The following is a 16,452-nucleotide window of genomic DNA, read 5'->3' on the forward strand; positions in this document are numbered from 1 at the left end:
GCGGCACCGCCCCCCACAGGATCACTCGGACTTCTTCAGGCCCCAGAAGACCGGCACGGGCGAGTTGATCATCTCGGTGATCGTGGTGCGGCGGGCCTGCGGCAGGGTGTACTGTCCCAAGGGGATCAGCAGGCCGTTCTCGAGCGCGTGGCCCTGAATCTTTTCGGCGACCGCAGCTTGAGTGGCGGCATCGGGGGCGTCGATGAACTCCTCCTTGAGACCCTCGATGGTCTCGTCCGTGGGCCAGCCGAACCAGGCGTCGTCGCCTCGTCCGTTCAGCATCGGGTTCGAGATCGGGTTCGAGATTTCCGGCACCATCCAGTTGGTGATGAACACGTTCCAGCCGCCCTCGGCCGGGGCCGCCTGGCTGGCGCGGCGGGTGACCAGCGTCTGCCAGTCCATCGGCTGCAGCTCGACCTCGAAGCCGGCCTCCCGCAGCATCTGCGACACGACGACAGGCTGGGTGGCCAGCGCGACCATGTCGGTCGGAGCCATCAGCACGACGGGCGTGCCGTCATAGCCCGCCTGTTCCAGCAGCGACCGCGCCTCCTCGGCGCCCCCGCCTTGGGTCAGGGTCTCGGTGCCCGTCGCGTTCTCCAGCGGGGTGCCGCAGCCCAGAATGGCGCCGCAGACCGAATAATATTCGGGGTTGCCGACCATTGCGGCCAGCACCGGTTCCTGTGTGATCGCCTTGATGGCGGCCTGACGAACCTGGACGTTGTCGAAGGGCGGGTGCAGGAAGTTCATCCGCGTCATCGTCTGCATGCCGGTCGGCTCTCGCGTCTCGACGACGATGTTCGGATCGCCCTCCAGCAGCGGGATCAGGTCAACCTGCATCGCTTCGATATAATCGATCTCTCCGCCGGACAGGGCGTTCACGGCGGTCTGGACGTCGGGCATGTTTACCCATTCGACCCGGTCGACATTCACGACCTTGCCGCCCGCCATCCAGTCGGAGGGCTCGTCGCGCGGTACGTAATCGTCGAACTTCTCATAGACGACCATCAGGCCCGGCTGGAATTCAGATTCGACAAAGCGGAAGGGCCCCGATCCCACATATTCGGTAATCGCCTCGTCGGCGGAGGTCTCGGCCACGCGGGCCGGCATGATGAAGGGCGGCAGCGCCGACTGCTTGGACAGCACGTCCAGCATCGGCACGAAGGGTTCGGTCAGGGTCCAGGTGATCGTCTTGTCGTCGGTTGCCTCCAGGCTGGCGGTGCGGTCCATGATGACCTGTCCGCCCGCGTCCTTCTGTCCCCACCGCTGCAACGAGGCCACGGCGTCGGCCGCCGTCACCGGCGCGCCGTCATGGAAGGTCAGCCCGTCGCGCAGCGTGAACGTATAAGTCAGCTGATCGTCTGAGATGGTCCAGTCGGCCATCTGGGGCTGCGGCTGGAATTCCGAATCCTGCGCGATCAGCACGTCATAGATCATGTAGGCGTGGTTGCGCGTGATGTGGGCCGTGGTGATCACCGGGTCCAGCACGCGCAGGCCGGAATGCATCACGGCCTTGATGGTGGTCTCGGCCCAGGCCGCGCCTGTCAGCATGGTCGAGGCCAAGAGGGTGGCGGTCATCTGCTTGAGCATGGTGTCCTCTCTGTTGAACGGGTCCGCTGGCCGATCTTGGCGTCAGCCTTGCGCGGGGGTGTAAAGGGGGCGCCGCCCGGCTCCACGCGGATGCCGGGGGCAAGGTGGCGGAACGGCAGGCTGGCCGGGCTGACGGGCATCGGCCCGGGCGCGGCGCAGGTCAGGATCGCCGCCGCGATCGGGGCAAAATCGGCCCGGAAGTGGTTCGAGCTTTTGACGACCAGGATCTTCTGATCCTCGGGGACGATACCCAAGAAGCGGAACATCTGCCGGTCGGCCATCTGCGCCTTTTCGGACGCGACCGCGACCCGCACTCCCCCGATGCGCAGGCAGGCCGACAGGCCAAGCGCCAGATGCGCGCCACCATAATAGGGGCCTGTGGCGTGGCAGGATCCATCGGACAGCGCGTCGATTGTGAAGCGACCCTGGAACGGCGCGTCGCCCTTGATGCCGGACCGTCCGCCCAACGACAGATCAACCGTCGCGCCCACCCCGGCGGCATGGGCCGCCGCCGCCACGGCGGGGTCCGTGATCAGCCCGATGGCCGCGTCCTGTGCATCAGCCTGGACCAACGCGCGCAGCATCCCGGTCGTATCGGAATCGCCGCCCGCACCAGGATTGTCCTGCGTATCGACCAGAATCACGGGCTTGTCGGCTGCCCGGCGCATCGCGTCGGCCACGCCGTCGGCGGGAGTGAAACAGGTGCCGCGGAAAGCCGGCTCCGCGGTGCGCAGCGCCTTTGACAGGCGGTCGGCCACGGCGTCGGCCTGTGCCTGTGTATCGGCATAGGCGATGACCGAGGGGCGGCAATCCACGACATCCGCTGCCGGAAAGCCCATGAACAGCGATGCGCAGCCCTGGTCGTCGCATTCGGCGAGCATGTCGTACAACCCCATCGCAGGCTGGACATCGGTCGCCTGCCACGCGATCGGGATCAGGAAATCCAGCTGCCGAAACGCCTTAGCGTTCGGCGCGCCGTCCATCAGACGGTCCAGATGCTGCGCCGCGCGATGCCCCGTCAGGGCCATGTCGACATGTGGATAGGTTCGAAAGCCCACCATCAGGTCGGCACTGTCCACCATCCGCTTACTGATGTTGCCATGCAGGTCCAGCGCCGCGACCACCGGTATATCAGGGCCCACGACATGCCGCACGCGGCCCAGCAGCATGCCTTCCCCATCGGGGGTGCCGTCGGCCACCATTGCACCGTGCAGGTCCAAAAAGACGCCGTCCAGCGGCCCCGCTTCGCGCAGGCCCTGAACGATTTCGTCCGTGAGGGTACGATAGCAGTCGGCCGTCAGCGGAGCGGATGGCACGGCCCCGGCCCAGACCAGCGGCACCATGTCCCAGCCCTGCCGTTCTCCATGCGAAATGGCGCCGGCGATGGGCAGATTTACATCCCGTGCACGCTGCAGGATCTCGGCTCCTCGGCTCAGCGGCAGATAGCCCCCGCCCTGTTCGAATGCCGCCATGTCGGCGGGGCTGGGCGCGAATGAATTGCTCTCGTGGACAAAGCCTGCAAAGGCGATGCGCAGAGGCCGGTCCCGAGTGGTTGCGCTCAGCAATGTATTGCCATCCGATACAGTTGCATTGTACTGCGAGTTTATTAACCTATAATTCATCCTGTCAACGTCGGAGATTGCATGCCGCGCAAAAACCACGCCTCGGAGGGCCTGCAGGCAGAGGACGTCTTGTTTGTTCAGTCGCTTGCCCGCGGAATGAGCGTTCTGGAGGCGTTTCGGGGTGCCGACGGGGCGCTGTCGTTGGCACAGATCGCCGCACGCACTGGGCTGACGCGCAGCGCGGCGCAGCGACTGGTCCATACCTTCCGCAAGTTGGGCTATCTGACCCCGGCCGAGGAGGGGCGCGGCTTTCGCCTGGACCTGCCGATCCTGGACCTGACCCATGACTATCTGCGGCTGAACCCGCTGGTACGGCGCGCGAACCCGATCCTGCTGGAGTTGCGGCGCAATGTGCGCGAACGCGTGGACCTGTCGCTGTTCGACGGCCAGCGGATGGTCTATGCTGCCCGGTTGCAGAGCAAGCGCGAGACGTTCTTTGCTACCTTGGTGGGCAACAGCGTGCCGATAACATGCACTTCCGGCGGATGGGCGGTCATGGCGATGCTACCATCAAACGAGGTCGATGCACTTCTGGCCAAAGCCGAGCTCCGGCCGCTGACGCCCCGGACGTTGACCGATCCACACGCCATCCGTGCACAGATTGAGTTGTGTCGCCAAGCTGGCCATGCGCTGGCCCTCGAACAGATTCTGATGGGTGAGGTCGCGCTTGGGGTGGCAATTCCCGGCGCCGATGGCCGGCCTGTGGCCGCCATCCACATCGCCGGGTCGCTGTCGGAATGGGACCCCGAGGAGTTTCGCCGCAGCGTCGCACCACTCGCCGCCGAGGCAGTTCGCAGCATCATCGCCGGGTGATCCGCTGATCCGGCAAACACGCGCCACGGCAGCGGCCGTAGGCCTGACAGCTGACCACGCAGCACCCTCTCTAAACATCGGTCGAAGGTGAACTGCGTACGGCGATCGAACCAACCGCCGTAGGTATAGACAAGACTTGTGGCACCAGCCTGCGAAACGCCTTCGCCCAACTCGGCCATATGTCTGTGCAGGGCATTTATCGCTTGCGTCCGTTGCCGGATCAGCAGCTCGTGCTCCCTAAGCACCTCAGCCGGGCTGTGTCGCAAACTTTGCTGGGATTTCATTCAAAGGCCCCACTTCCCTAGGCTCAGGACTCGTTCTTGATCACAGCCAAAATAGGACGGTTGCGGCCAATGCTATTGCGGAGAGGTATGTCTCCGGGCACCTGTCGTAACGCGTGGCGACACGTCTCCAGTCTTTCAGCCGCCCGAACATGATCTCGATGCGATTGCGCCTTCTGTAGCGGCGCTTGTCGTATTTCACGGTTTTCTTGCGCAACTTCCGGCTAGGGATACAGGCTTTTATCCCTCTGTCCTGCAACGCTTTTCGCAGCCAGTCAGCATCATAGCCTCGGTCCGCCAAGAACCAATCAGCCTGCGGCAGGCCGTCCAGAAGCGCCGCTGCGCCGGTGTAGTCGCTGACCTGTCCTGCCGACATGAAGAACCGGATAGGTCTGCCTTTCGCATCGGTGACGGCGTGCAGCTTGGTGTTCATGCCGCCTTTCGTTCGACCAATCTGGCGACTGCGCCCCCCTTTTTGGCCCGCAGGCTGCAAGCCGTGCGATGCGCCTTCAGATAGGTTGCATCGATCATGATTGTCTTCGGATCGGTGCTCTCGGCGGCCAGGCCGACCATGATCCGGGCGAAGACCCCGTTGTCACTCCAGCGCTTCCAGCGATTATAAAGCGTCTTGGCAGGTCCATATTCACTCGGCGCATCGCACCATCTCAAACCATTGCGATTGATGAAGATAATGCCGCTCAGCACCCGCAGATCGTCAACTCGGGGACGGCCATGGCTCTTGGGGAAGTAGGGGCGAAGGCGCGCCATCTGCGCCTCGGTCAGCCAGAACAGGTTGCTCATCGATCAGGTCTCCTTGCGGCGGCCTGAATCACGCAAAGGGCGTAAAATCAATGGGTCTGGAGCCTAGGTCGTGGTGACAAGAGGGATTCACATCAGGCTCTGGGCGAGATTCACGCTGGTATCTGCGATGGGGACCAGCTTGGCACTGGAACTTATGTCGGACAAGGAATGGGCCTTCTTCGAGGGGGTCATCCTCGCCGTCCGCGCCGCGAACGGACGCGAACCCACCAACCACCGCCTCGTTCTTGATGGCCTATTCTGGATCGCACGACCCGGGGCTCCACGGCGCGATCTCCCCGGGGAGTTCGGCAAATGGTCGAGCGTCTATCGGCAATTCCGGCGCTGGACGTTGGCCGGGCTCTGGGAGGTCATCATGGAAGCCCTAAACCAAAGTGGGGCCGTGCCAGGCAGCCTGCAAATGATCGACAGCAACCGTGATCCGCGCCCACCATCAGGCAGCGGGCGCTAAAGGGGGACTCCGAGACAGGGTTTCGGGCGCTCAAGAGCGTCCGGTGGGAAAACGATCCATCGGATCGTTTTCTGGACCACCTTCCACTTCACGACCAGGATCCACAGGGCGCGCAAAAGAGCGCGATGTCCTGCCGATCATCCCGATGTGCAAGTCTCGCCAAAAGCGTGTCAGTGTAGACCGTTCGCTCTATCGCCTGCGCAACCAGCTTGAGCGCTGCTTCAACAAGCTCAAGAACGCACGCCGCGTCGCAACACGCAACGACAAGACGACCGAAAGCTTCTTGGGCTTCATTGACATCACCTCCATCCGCCTTTGGCTCCGCCATTGGTCAACATGACCTAGCTAGCTTTTCACCATTCGATGTTGAGGACCACGACCAGGCGTTCAGCTCGGGTCGGCTGCTTCACATGCTGGACCGCAGCGTTGAAACACGCCATCTGGGGAACGATGAAGATGGCCCACTGTCAAGTGGGCCATCTTTTATGCGATGATCAGCCCTCGCGAGAGGCGTGCACAGAATTGCTACCGATGTCATGCTCATGAGGGCTCCGCCGCCTTTGCGTTAGTTGAATTTTTTTCATGAAATGAGTTTTACAGATTTCCGTCCCGCTTGAGGGTATGCTTATGCCTAATGGGCAGTTTGCCGCTCAGGCGCGATGCTCCGGGTTCTCATAGTCGAAGCGGCAGCCGGCTGCCCAGGCCTTGCGGTCGTTGCCGTGATTGGGCAGCCCGCTCGCCTCCTTCAGCATCCGCGCCATGTGCATCAGGTTCCAGGTCATGATCGTGGTGTTGCGTTGGGTGAAGTCGTTTTCGATCCCCGCGCCGTCGTCGCCATAGCTGGGGCCGGGCCCTGCCTCGCCGATCCATCCGCAGTCGGCCTGTGGCGGGATCGTGTATCCCAGGTGCTGCAACGCATAGAGGATGGTCATCCCGCAATGCTTGATGCCATCCTCGTTGCCGGTGATCACCGCGCCTCCGACCTTGCCATAGAAGATGCTCTGGCCCTTGTCGTTCAGCAGGGCGGACATGCCGTAGAGCCGCTCGATCATCAGGCGGCAGACCGAGCTTTCCTCGCCCAGCCAGATCGGCGTGCCGATGATCAGGATCTGGGCGGCCGCAATCTTCTGCCACAGTTCGGGCCAGGCATCCTGCGGCCAGCCCTGTTCGCGCATGTCGGGCTGGACGCCGAAGGCGATCGGCAGGGTCACCGGGCGGATCTCCTCGACCGCGATGCCGTTGCGGCGCATGATCTCGGCCGGGACCGACAGCAGCCTTGCGGTATGAGAGGGCGTGTCGGCGCGCTTCAGCGTGCAGTTCAGGATCACCGCCGACAGGTCCGAGAAATCGGCCGGCGCCTTGGCGCACAGCGCCTCCTGCGTGTCGTTCAGCGTCATTGTCACCCTCCCCCATGCCCGGCGGCGCCGGAACTGTCCTGACGCCGGCATGGTGCGCATGTCCGGGGCATCGTGCAAGCGCGCTTGCGGGCGCTGCGGGAACATCCGGCAGCGCATCAGGTTGAGCCCCTGAGCCCAAGCATCTGCCAGAGGAGCCAGACCATGACCGACAATGAAAATCCCGATACCGTGCCGGGCGGACAGCCCGGAGCCGGCGAGAATGTCTGCCGCAAGTGCAACGGCAGCGGCCGGGTCGAGGGAGAGGAGTGTCCGGACTGCGGCGGCACCGGCAAGGTCATCACCCCCATCGGCGGGGCCTGAGGGGCAACCCTGGCGCCTGCGCCCCGACGACATGAAAAAACCCCCGGAAACACGAAGTTTCCGGGGGTTTTTTATGGTGCCCAGGAGAGGACTCGAACCTCCACGCCTTGCGGCACACGGACCTGAACCGTGCGCGTCTACCAATTCCGCCACCTGGGCAGGTGGTGTGAGCGGCTGATTAAAGACAGTGGCGGGGGCCGTCAATGGGGTTCGAGATGTTTTTCGAATGTTTTTGAAAAAGCTTGTCGCGAAGGTGCCGGGCGGGCTGCGATGACCGGCCTGCGACCCTGCTGCGGCTTGCCCGGAACCTGTGGCTTGGGTAAGGATCACGGCACATTTCGGCACGAAGGAGGCGAGACGCCCATGGCGAAAATGGTCACGATCTTTGGTGGCTCGGGCTTTGTCGGCCGGCATGTGGCCCGGCTGATGGCCAAGGACGGCTGGCGGGTGCGGATCGCCGTGCGCCGCCCCGACGAGGCGCTGTTCACCCGCACCTATGGCGTCGTGGGCCAGGTGGCCCCAGTCATGTGCAACATCCGCGACGCGGCCTCGGTCCGCGCGGCCATGACCGGCGCGGATGCCGTCGTCAACTGCGTCAACATCCTGAGCCCGCAGGGCAAGAGCACCTTCAAGACCGTCTTCGAGGAAGGCGCCGAACACATCGCCCGCCTCTCGGCCGAACTGGGCGTGGCGCGCATCGTCCACATCTCGGGCCTGGGCATCGACACCAAATCGCGCAGCAACTACATCGCCGCCAAATCGCGCGGCGAGGCGGCCGTCCTGGCCCATCGCCCCGACGCTGTTGTGCTGCGGCCCTCGGTCATCTTCGGGCCCGACGACAATTTCTACAACCGCTTTGCCGGGATGACCCGGATGGGACCGATCCTGCCGATCGTAGGCGGGCGGACCCGGATGCAGCCCGTCTATGTCGAGGATGTCGCGATGGCCGCCGTGAAGGGCGCCGACGGCACGGCCGAGCCGGGCATCTACGAGCTGGGCGGCCCGGAGATCCTGACCATGCGCCAGATCGTGGACCAGGTGCTGGCCTCGACCCACCGGCGCAAGGCGGTCGTCAACCTTCCCTTCGGCGTCGCGCGCCTGGGGGCCTCGGCACTGGACCTGGTGCAGACGGTGACCGGCGGGCTGTTCACCAACAGCGCGCTGAGCCGGGACCAGCTTGCGCTGCTGCGCCGCGACAACGTGGTCGACCCCAAGGCGCGCGGCTTCAAGGACCTGGGCATGCAGCCGACTGCGGCCAGTGCGGTTCTGGACGACTATCTGTGGCGCTTCCGCCCGTCGGGCCAGTATGACGCGATCAAGAAATCGGCAAAGAACCTTCGCGGTCACTGAATGGAACACAACACAATCGTCGCGGCCCTTCTGGGAATCCTGGAAGGCCTGACCGAGTTCATCCCGGTGTCATCGACGGGCCATGTGCTGCTGGCCGGCCATTTCCTGGGCTTCCAGTCGCCGGGCCGCGCCTTCGAGGTGATGATCCAGCTGGGCGCGATCGGGGCGGTGCTGGGTGTCTATGCCAGCCGGATCTGGCAGATCCTGACAACCGCGCCGAACGACCCGGTCGCCCGCCGCTTTATTGCGGCTGTCCTTCTGGCCTTCGCGCCGGCGGTGGTGATCGGCGTCCTGGCGCATGACTTCATCAAGACGGTGCTGTTCGAGACGCCGATCCTGATCGCGGTCATGCTGATCATCGGCGGCCTTGTGCTGCTGTGGGCCGACCGCCGGACCGCCACGCCCGCCTATCACCGGGCAGAGGAATTTCCGCTGTCTATGGCGATCAAGATCGGCTTCATCCAGTGCCTGGCGATGATCCCCGGCGTCTCGCGCTCGGGCGCGACGATCGTGGGGGCGCTGCTTCTGGGGGCGGACAAGCGCTCGGCGGCGGAATTCTCGTTCTTCCTGGCGATGCCGACGATGATGGGGGCCTTTGCCTATGACCTCTACAAGAATCAGGGCATCCTGGACGGAGGAGCCTGGGGCAATATCGTCATCGGCTTCATCTTCGCCCTGATCACCGCCGTCATCGTGGTGCGCTGGTTGCTGGGATATGTATCGCAGCACGGTTACGCGCTGTTCGCTTGGTGGCGCATTACGGTCGGAAGCCTTGTTTTACTGTCACTTGTAGCATTTAAGTAAGCTATGCTGACTGATTTACTGGCTGCAGGCCAAAAATTCACCGCGTGAGAGGCGAAAAACTTGCTATTAGGTCAGCAATGCTGACTTTTCATCGGAATGTCCTTGGTTTATTGGGTGTGCGGAAGTCCTTTCAGGGAAGGTAGCGCAGCCATGGCCACGCAGAAGATGCTCAAGTTCGTCTCGACCCCGCGCGAGATGCCCGAGAAACGCTCGGCCGCGGAACGCAGCGAGGACTTCCACGAGATCTATCGCCAGTTCGCGGACCAGAAGGCGGCCGAGCAGGCCGGGCGCTGCAGCCAGTGCGGCGTCCCCTACTGCCAGTCGCATTGCCCGCTGCACAACAACATCCCCGACTGGCTGCGCCTGACCGCAGAAGGCCGCCTCCATGAGGCCTATCAGGTCAGCCAGCTGACCAATACCTTCCCCGAGATCTGCGGCCGCATCTGCCCGCAGGACCGGCTGTGCGAAGGCAATTGCGTGATCGAGCAGTCGGGCCACGAGACCGTCACCATCGGCGCGATCGAGAAATACATCAACGACACGGCGTGGGAACAGGGCTGGGTCAAGCCGGCCAGCCCCGCCCATGAACGCGCCGAATCCGTCGGCATCATCGGCGCGGGCCCCGGCGGGCTGGCCGCCGCGGACATGCTGCGCCGGCAGGGATTCCAGGTCACCGTCTATGACCGCTATGACCGGGCGGGCGGGCTGATGACCTATGGCATCCCCGGCTTCAAGCTGGAAAAGGACGTCGTCATGCGGCGCAACCAGTGGCTGGCCGATGGCGGGGTCGAGTTCGTCCTGAACTGCAACGTGGGCGAGGATATCAGCTTTGACGCGATCCGCGGCAAGCATGACGCGGTGCTGATCGCCACGGGCGTCTACAAGACCCGCGACCTGGACATCGACAATGCCGATGCCGGGGGCGTGGTACGGGCCATCGATTATCTGACCGCCAGCAACAAGATCGACCTGGGCGACGAGGTTCCCGATTTCGAGGATGGCGAGCTGAACGCCGCGGGCAAGCGCGTGGTCGTCATCGGCGGCGGCGACACGGCGATGGACTGCGTGCGCACGGCGATCCGCCAAGGCGCGCAATCGGTCAAGTGCCTTTATCGCCGCGACCGCGCCAACATGCCGGGCAGCCAGCGCGAGGTCCAGAACGCCGAGGAAGAGGGCGTCGAATTCGTCTGGCTTTCCGGCCCCGCCAAGTTCATTGGCCACGTGACCGGCGACTTTGCCGCCCAGCAGGAGGTCGACGTGGACGGGCCCGTGCGCGCTGTCACCCAGATCGCCTCGGTCAGCATCCAGAAGATGCGGCTGGGCCAGCCCGATGTCAGCGGCCGCCAGTCGCCCGAACTGATCGAGGGCGCCGATTACGACGAACCCGCCGACCTGGTCATCAAGGCCCTGGGCTTCGAGCCCGAGGACCTGCCCAAGCTGTGGGGCGTGGACGGGCTGGAGGTCACGCGCTGGGGCACCATCAAGGCGAACTTCCAGACGCACCAGACCTCGCTGCCGGGCGTCTTTGCGGTGGGCGACATCGTGCGCGGCGCCAGCCTGGTGGTCTGGGCGATCCGCGACGGGCGCGAGGCGGCCGAATCGATCGCCACCTTCCTGACGGGCGATGCCCGCATCGCCGCCGAATAAGGGGCCGCACCGATGAGGCACAACCCGATCACAGGGCGTGCACAGGGCGTACACCGGCAACGCGCGCTGCCTGCCGCAGCCGTTCGCGGGCCGCAGAGCAGCCGCGCCATCACGTCAGCCATGCTGACCGTGTCGCTGCTGGCCGCCGGCTGGACCCTGACCGCCCGCCCCGGCGAGGCCGCGAGCTTTACCCCGCCCGGCGGCTGCCGGCTGGAGGTCACCGTCCAGAACCGCGGCTGCACCGTCAGCCAGTACTATCGCTGCGAGGCCGATCCCGAGGGCTGGCAGCGCAGCGCCGTCTTTGGCCAGGACGGGCTGTTCCACCTGTCCACCATCGACGCGGAAACCCGCTGGATTGAAAGCCAGAGCCCGATGGCCGGCCTCAGCGACACGCTGGTCGAGGAGGCCCGGGACCATGCCAGCTTCAGCGACCTGCTGGAGACGGGGCGCGACGACTTTGACTTCTGGACGCTGTCCAGCACCGGCGAGCGGCTGCACCAGAAGGGCTTTGACATCCTGACCGGCGAGACGGTCGAGGTCGACGGCCAGACGCTGGAGCGAACCCGGTTCGAACTGACCACCCGCACCGAGGGCGGCGAGGTCCTGATCGAGCGCAAGGGCAGCCAGTATATCAGCCGCGAGTTCGGCCGGTTCTACGGCGGGGTCGAGACGACCACCGACTGGACCGGCGCGCGGCGCGAGACGAACGACAGCCCCGTGCTGTTCAGCTTTGACGGCGAGGCCGGTTTCGGCAGCACCACCCCACAATTCGACTGCGATCAATTGCTGACGCAGATCCTGCAGGAAAGGGCCGCATCATGACCATGGATTGGCAAGCTGAAGAAGAAGCCCGCCGTGCCTGGATGGACAAGCACAGCCTGTATCGCGAAGAGGACGAGCATTCCTCCTGCGGCGTCGGCTTCGTGGTGGACCTGGACGGCAAGGCCAGCCGCCGGGTCGTGCAGCACGGCATCGACGCGCTGAAGGCGATCTGGCACCGCGGCGCGGTGGATGCCGACGGCAAGACCGGCGACGGCGCGGGCATCCATGTGCAGATCCCTGTCCCCTTCTTCTATGACCAGATCCGCCGCACCGGGCACGAGCCCGACCAGGGCAAGCTGATCGCCGTGGGCCAGGTCTTTCTGCCGCGCACCAACTTTGCCGCCCAGGAGGCCTGCCGGACCATCGTGGAATCCGAGGTCCTGCGGATGGGCCACTACATCTATGGCTGGCGCCATGTTCCGGTGAACACCGCCGTGCTGGGCGAAAAGGCCAATGCCACCCGTCCCGAGATCGAGCAGATCCTGATCCGCTGCGAGAAGGACATCGACCAGGTCCGGTTCGAGCGCGAACTGTACATCATCCGCCGCCGCATCGAGAAGGCCGCGGTCGCAGCCCAGGTGCGCGACCTGTACTTCTGTTCGCTGTCCTGCCGGTCGATCATCTACAAGGGCATGATGCTGGCCGAGCAGGTGGCGGAATTCTATCCCGACCTGAAGGACGACCGCTTCGAGAGCGCCTTTGCGATCTATCACCAGCGTTATTCCACCAACACCTTCCCGCAGTGGTGGCTGGCCCAGCCCTTCCGCATGCTGGCCCATAACGGCGAGATCAACACGCTGAAGGGCAACCTGAACTGGCTGCGCAGCCACGAGATCCGCATGGCGTCCAGCGCGTTCGGCGACGCGGCCGAGGACATCAAGCCGATCGTCCCCGCCGGATCGTCGGATTCGGCGGCGTTGGATGCGGTCTTCGAGGTTCTGGTGCGCTCGGGGCGCAGCGCGCCGATGACCAAGACGATGCTGGTCCCGGAAAGCTGGTCCAAGTCGACCACCGACATGCCCAAGGCCTGGGCGGACATGTACGCCTATTGCAACGCCGTGATGGAGCCTTGGGACGGGCCTGCCGCGCTGGCCATGACCGACGGCCGGTGGGTCTGCGGCGGGCTGGACCGCAACGGGCTGCGGCCGATGCGCTATATCGTGACGGGCGACAACCTGGTCATCGCGGGGTCCGAGGTCGGCATGGTGCCGGTGAACGAGACCAATGTCCGCGAAAAGGGCGCGCTTGGGCCGGGCCAAATGATCGCCGTCGACATGTGGGAGGGCAAGCTCTACCACGACACCGAGATCAAGGACCGGCTGGCCGGCAGCCAGCCCTTTGGCGAGTGGATCGAGAAGGTCGTCGACCTGAACCACATCATGCGCGACCTGCCCGAATCGGTGCGCTTCGAAGGGGACGAGCTGCGCCGCCGCCAGACGGCCGCCGGTTTCACCCTGGAAGAGCTGGAGCATGTCCTGGCCCCCATGGCCGAGGACGGCAAGGAGGGCATCGCGTCCATGGGCGACGACACGCCGCCCGCGGTCCTGTCGAACCAGTACCGGCCGATGAGCCACTTCTTCCGCCAGAACTTCAGCCAGGTGACCAATCCGCCGATCGACAGCCTGCGCGAGACGCGGGTGATGTCGCTGAAGACGCGGTTCGGCAACCTCAAGAACGTGCTGGACGAGTCGAGCGCCCAGACCGAGATCCTGGTGCTGGAGAGCCCCTTTGTCGCCAATGGCGAATTCGCCGAGATGATGAAGATGTTCGGCGAGGCGGTGACGGTCATCGACTGCACCTTCCCCGACGATGCCGGCCCGGATGCCCTGGGCGAGGGCCTGGCGCGGATCCGCGCCGAGGCCGAGGATGCCGTGCGATCGGGTGCGGGCCACCTGATCCTGACCGATGACGGCCAGGGCCGCGACCGCGTCGCCATGCCGATGATCCTGGCCACCAGCGCGGTGCACAGCTGGCTGACCCGCAAGGGGCTGCGGACCTTCTGCAGCGTCAACGTGCGCGCGGCCGAATGCATCGACCCGCATTACTTTGCGGTGCTGATCGGCTGCGGGGCCACGACCGTGAACCCCTATCTGGCGCAGGATTCGATCAGCGACCGGATCGAGCGCGGATTGCTGACCGGCACGCTGATCGAGAACATGCGCCGCTATCGCGACGCCATCGACGCGGGCCTTCTGAAGATCATGGCCAAGATGGGGATCTCGGTCCTGTCCTCCTATCGGGGTGGCCTGAACTTCGAGGCGGTGGGCCTGTCGCGCGCCATGGTCGCGGAATATTTCCCCGGCATGCAGTCGCGCATCTCGGGCATCGGCCTGCACGGGCTGCAGGGCAAGCTGGAGCGGCTGCAGCAGATCGCCTTCCATTCCGAGACCGTGGAGCTGCTGCCGGTTGGCGGCTTCTACAAGCTGCGCCGCTCGGGCGAGAAGCATGCTTGGGAAGCCAACACCATGAAGCTGCTGCAGGTGGCCTGCGAAAAGGCGTCCTATGACGTCTGGAAGCAGTTCAGCGCGACGATCCGGGCGAACCCGCCGATCCACATCCGCGACCTGCTGGACATCAAGCCCTTGGGCAAGGCCGTGCCCATCGAGGAGGTCGAATCGATCACCTCGATCCGCAAGCGCTTCGTCACGCCGGGGATGTCGCTGGGGGCACTGTCGCCCGAGGCGCATATGACGCTGAACATCGCGATGAACCGCATCGGCGCCAAGTCCGACAGCGGCGAGGGCGGAGAGGACCCGGCGCACAGCCATCCGCTGCCCAATGGCGACAACCCTTGCGCCAAGATCAAGCAGGTGGCCTCGGGCCGGTTCGGTGTCACCGCCGAATACCTGAACGCCTGCGAGGAGCTGGAGATCAAGGTCGCCCAAGGCGCCAAGCCCGGCGAGGGCGGCCAGCTGCCCGGCATGAAGGTCACCCAGCTGATCGCGCGGCTGCGCCACTCGACGCCGGGCGTGACGCTGATTTCGCCTCCGCCGCACCACGATATCTACAGCATCGAGGATCTGGCGCAGCTGATCTATGACCTGAAGCAGATCAATCCGCGCGCCAAGATCACCGTGAAGCTGGTGGCATCGTCGGGCGTCGGCACGATCGCGGCGGGCGTGGCCAAGGCCAAGGCCGACGTGATCCTGATCAGCGGCCACAACGGCGGCACCGGCGCGTCGCCCGCCACGTCCATCAAGTTCGCGGGCCTGCCCTGGGAGATGGGCCTGACCGAGGCGCATCAGGTCCTGGCCATGAACCGCCTGCGCGAGCGGGTGACGCTGCGCACCGACGGCGGCCTGCGCACGGGACGCGACATCGTCATGGCGGCGATGATGGGGGCCGAGGAATACGGCATCGGCACCGCCGCCCTGATCGCGATGGGCTGCATCATGGTCCGCCAGTGCCAGTCGAACACCTGCCCGGTGGGCGTCTGCACCCAGGACGAGAAGCTGCGCGCCATGTTCACGGGATCGGCGGACAAGGTGGTGAACCTGATCACCTTCTATGCGCAGGAGGTGCGCGAGATCCTGGCCTCGATCGGGGCGCGGTCCGTGGACGAGATCATCGGCCGCGCTGACCTGCTGACCCAGGTCAGCCGCGGTGCCGCAAACCTGGACGACCTGGACCTGAACCCGCTGCTGATCACGGTCGATGGCGCGGACAAGATCGTCTATGACCGCACCAAGCCGCGCAACGCGGTGCTGGACACGCTGGACGCGGAGATCGTCAAGGACGCCGCCCGCTTCTTCGAGGATGGCGAGAAGATGCAGCTGTCCTATGCGGTGCGGAACACGCAGCGGACCGTCGGCACGCGGACGTCCAGCATGATCGTGCAGAAGTTCGGGATGCGGAACAACCTGCAGCCCGACCACCTGACGGTCCGCCTGACCGGCAGCGCGGGGCAGTCGCTTGGCGCATTCGCGGCACCGGGGCTGAAGATCGAGGTTTCGGGCGATGCCAACGACTATGTAGGCAAGGGCTTGTCGGGCGGCACCATCGTGGTGCGTCCGCCGATGGCCAGCCCGCTGGTCGCGGCCGACAACACGATCATCGGCAACACCGTCCTTTACGGCGCGACGAACGGCTATCTTTTCGCCGCAGGCCGCGCGGGCGAGCGGTTCGGGGTCCGCAACAGCGGCGCCACGGTGGTGATCGAGGGCTGCGGCAGCAACGGCTGCGAATACATGACCGGCGGCGTGGCGGTGATCCTGGGACGGATCGGCGCGAACTTTGGCGCCGGCATGACGGGGGGCATGGCCTATCTTTATGATCCCGAGGGTCTGGCGCGCGATTACATCAATGCCGAGACGCTGGTGACCTGCGCGGTCACGCAGGACCACTGGGAGGGCCAGCTGAAGGGCCTGATCGAGCGCCATCTGCGCGAGACCGGCTCGCGGCGTGCCGATGAGATCCTGTCGAACTGGGACCGCGAGAAGGTGAACTTCCTGCAGGTCTGCCCCAAGGAGATGCTGGCCCACCTGCCCCATCCCATCGCGGCGGTCGAGGCGCCCAGCGCCGTTCCGGCCGAGTAAGAC

11 protein-coding genes, 1 tRNA gene and 1 pseudogene are annotated in these 16,452 nt (G+C 65.0%); 8 read left to right on the plus strand and 5 right to left on the minus strand.

Features of this window, described 5'->3' with window-relative positions; translation table 11 throughout:
- Positions 1-21 precede the first annotated feature (21 nt).
- Positions 22-1,575 carry an ABC transporter substrate-binding protein gene (locus ACZ2G3_RS15390; RefSeq protein WP_470396861.1) on the minus strand — a complete coding sequence of 518 codons (1,554 nt, stop codon included), beginning with the start codon at positions 1,573-1,575 and terminating at the stop codon, positions 22-24.
- On the minus strand, positions 1,572-3,152 hold the full coding sequence (locus ACZ2G3_RS15395) for a M81 family metallopeptidase (protein WP_470396862.1): 1,581 nt from the start codon (positions 3,150-3,152) through the stop codon (positions 1,572-1,574). The genes ACZ2G3_RS15390 and ACZ2G3_RS15395 overlap by 4 nt, the downstream gene beginning before the upstream one ends.
- 153 nt (positions 3,153-3,305) lie before the next feature.
- On the opposite strand from ACZ2G3_RS15395, the gene ACZ2G3_RS15400 reads away from it, so the two are divergent.
- Positions 3,306-4,022 (plus strand): IclR family transcriptional regulator, encoded by a 717-nt coding sequence (locus ACZ2G3_RS15400; RefSeq protein ID WP_470396863.1) that lies wholly within the window; start codon positions 3,306-3,308, stop codon positions 4,020-4,022.
- 324 nt (positions 4,023-4,346) lie between these two features.
- On the opposite strand, the gene ACZ2G3_RS15405 is transcribed toward ACZ2G3_RS15400, so the two are convergent.
- Positions 4,347-5,104 (minus strand): IS5 family transposase gene (locus ACZ2G3_RS15405; protein ID WP_470395968.1). Its coding sequence is split into 2 segments (ribosomal slippage): positions 4,347-4,783 and positions 4,783-5,104, totalling 759 coding nucleotides; the frame shifts between segments, so codons are not numbered across the junction.
- A 127-nt stretch (positions 5,105-5,231) separates the two neighbouring features.
- On the opposite strand from ACZ2G3_RS15405, the pseudogene ACZ2G3_RS15410 reads away from it, so the two are divergent.
- Positions 5,232-5,913 (plus strand): annotated as a pseudogene (locus ACZ2G3_RS15410) (transposase).
- 310 nt (positions 5,914-6,223) lie between these two features.
- Here the strand turns inward: ACZ2G3_RS15410 and ACZ2G3_RS15415 are convergent.
- The gene (locus tag ACZ2G3_RS15415; protein WP_419268374.1) at positions 6,224-6,970 is read right to left on the minus strand and encodes a flavodoxin family protein; all 747 of its coding nucleotides are present in this window, start codon (positions 6,968-6,970) and stop codon (positions 6,224-6,226) included.
- A gap of 162 nt (positions 6,971-7,132) precedes the next feature.
- On the opposite strand from ACZ2G3_RS15415, the gene ACZ2G3_RS15420 reads away from it, so the two are divergent.
- Entirely contained in the window at positions 7,133-7,291 is a 159-nt protein-coding gene (locus ACZ2G3_RS15420) for a hypothetical protein (protein WP_470396864.1), read from the plus strand.
- Positions 7,292-7,365: 74 nt separating this feature from the next.
- Here the strand turns inward: ACZ2G3_RS15420 and ACZ2G3_RS15425 are convergent.
- Positions 7,366-7,450 (minus strand) — tRNA-Leu (locus tag ACZ2G3_RS15425).
- 204 nt (positions 7,451-7,654) lie between these two features.
- Here ACZ2G3_RS15425 and ACZ2G3_RS15430 point away from each other — a divergent pair.
- The 5 genes from ACZ2G3_RS15430 to gltB all read left to right on the plus strand — a co-directional run bounded on the left by ACZ2G3_RS15430 (position 7,655) and on the right by gltB (position 16,449).
- Entirely contained in the window at positions 7,655-8,641 is a 987-nt protein-coding gene (locus tag ACZ2G3_RS15430) for a complex I NDUFA9 subunit family protein (RefSeq protein ID WP_470396865.1), read from the plus strand.
- Positions 8,642-9,445 (plus strand): undecaprenyl-diphosphate phosphatase, encoded by an 804-nt coding sequence (locus ACZ2G3_RS15435; RefSeq protein WP_470396866.1) that lies wholly within the window; start codon positions 8,642-8,644, stop codon positions 9,443-9,445. It begins immediately after the preceding gene.
- 150 nt (positions 9,446-9,595) lie between these two features.
- Positions 9,596-11,092 (plus strand): NAD(P)-dependent oxidoreductase, encoded by a 1,497-nt coding sequence (locus ACZ2G3_RS15440; RefSeq protein WP_419268378.1) that lies wholly within the window; start codon positions 9,596-9,598, stop codon positions 11,090-11,092.
- A gap of 12 nt (positions 11,093-11,104) precedes the next feature.
- The gene (locus ACZ2G3_RS15445; protein ID WP_470396867.1) at positions 11,105-11,914 is read left to right on the plus strand and encodes a hypothetical protein; all 810 of its coding nucleotides are present in this window, start codon (positions 11,105-11,107) and stop codon (positions 11,912-11,914) included.
- Positions 11,911-16,449 carry a glutamate synthase large subunit gene (gltB, locus tag ACZ2G3_RS15450; RefSeq protein WP_470396868.1) on the plus strand — a complete coding sequence of 1,513 codons (4,539 nt, stop codon included), beginning with the start codon at positions 11,911-11,913 and terminating at the stop codon, positions 16,447-16,449. Before ACZ2G3_RS15445 ends, gltB begins: the two co-directional genes overlap by 4 nt.
- The last annotated feature ends 3 nt before the right edge of the window (positions 16,450-16,452 follow it).

The sequence above is a fragment of the Paracoccus sp. KKT209 genome (assembly GCF_055635455.1).

Bases quoted from the DNA above. Each gene is read 5' to 3' on its own strand.
- ACZ2G3_RS15390 (WP_470396861.1), bottom strand. From the start codon at position 1,575: ATGACCGCCACCCTCTTGGCCTCGACCATGCTGACAGGCGCGGCCTGG.
- ACZ2G3_RS15400 (WP_470396863.1), top strand. From the start codon at position 3,306: ATGAGCGTTCTGGAGGCGTTTCGGGGTGCCGACGGGGCGCTGTCGTTG.
- ACZ2G3_RS15415 (WP_419268374.1), bottom strand. From the start codon at position 6,970: ATGACGCTGAACGACACGCAGGAGGCGCTGTGCGCCAAGGCGCCGGCC.
- ACZ2G3_RS15420 (WP_470396864.1), top strand. From the start codon at position 7,133: ATGACCGACAATGAAAATCCCGATACCGTGCCGGGCGGACAGCCCGGA.
- ACZ2G3_RS15430 (WP_470396865.1), top strand. From the start codon at position 7,655: ATGGCGAAAATGGTCACGATCTTTGGTGGCTCGGGCTTTGTCGGCCGG.
- ACZ2G3_RS15435 (WP_470396866.1), top strand. From the start codon at position 8,642: ATGGAACACAACACAATCGTCGCGGCCCTTCTGGGAATCCTGGAAGGC.
- ACZ2G3_RS15440 (WP_419268378.1), top strand. From the start codon at position 9,596: ATGGCCACGCAGAAGATGCTCAAGTTCGTCTCGACCCCGCGCGAGATG.
- ACZ2G3_RS15445 (WP_470396867.1), top strand. From the start codon at position 11,105: ATGAGGCACAACCCGATCACAGGGCGTGCACAGGGCGTACACCGGCAA.
- gltB (WP_470396868.1), top strand. From the start codon at position 11,911: ATGACCATGGATTGGCAAGCTGAAGAAGAAGCCCGCCGTGCCTGGATG.